General features: G+C 41.0%; 1 protein-coding gene. It reads left to right on the top strand.

The window, feature by feature from the left end; translation table 11 throughout:
- Window positions 1-836 (top strand): collagen-binding domain-containing protein (locus AC6H04_RS07860; RefSeq protein WP_497571173.1); only part of this gene is annotated, 836 nt, incomplete at both ends.

Here is an 836-nt window from a genome sequence, read left to right as displayed (position 1 = left end):
GTTACCGTAATTACTAATAGTAATGGTAACTTTGCAGTGAATGGTGGGCAGTATAGTAATTCACCGGTCAAAGAGCTTGGCCAAGATACTGATGGAAAAGTCTATATTGATTTCGCCAAGGTTTTTAGTGAGCTCATTGAAAACTCAAATAAATTCTCGAGTGAATCACAATCTGACCGTGTGGATCCGGAGCTTGAAAAAGATGAGAATAATCGTTTCATCAATGTGGCTGTTGCAACTTCATCTAATGGCATTGTTTACGTTGACTTACCGTTTAAGTATCTTAGCGCCCAACGACAGATTACGATTAAAGGTGTCAGTAGCAGTAACGATGGACCGACAATTGTAATCAATGTTACAGATATGCCTACAGACACCCCACAGACTGTTTCAAGTCAGGTTCACCTACAATATGATCAGAGTACTACTAGTACGGAGGGCGATGCTGTTCTTAGTAAGCCTAACCATGTTTTATGGAACTTCGGAACAAGTAATTCAACGATTAATATTAATAATTCGTTTTATGGCAGTATTCTTGCGCCTAACGCCACTATTAATGTCACTGCAAGTAGCCTTTACGGCAATATCGTGGCTAACGTTGTTAACGATGGTGCAACAACACATAGGTGGGATCTTCAATCACAGGCAGAAACGACGGATGGGTCTACATTGCAGGGTGAAGTACCGGATGGTATTTCAGCTTACTTCAAGAGTGAAGTTTCAAAAGACGTGCCGTTTACGTATTTGAAAGGTGAAGTGCCGGACGGTATTTCAGCTTACTTCAAGAGTGAGGTTTCAAAAGATGTGCCGTTTACGTATTTGAAAGGTGAAGTGCC

This window comes from Secundilactobacillus sp. MJ173, from assembly GCF_059704265.1.
The sequence above is the reverse complement of the archived record's forward strand: the minus strand, read 5'-3'. Positions and strand labels throughout refer to the sequence as shown.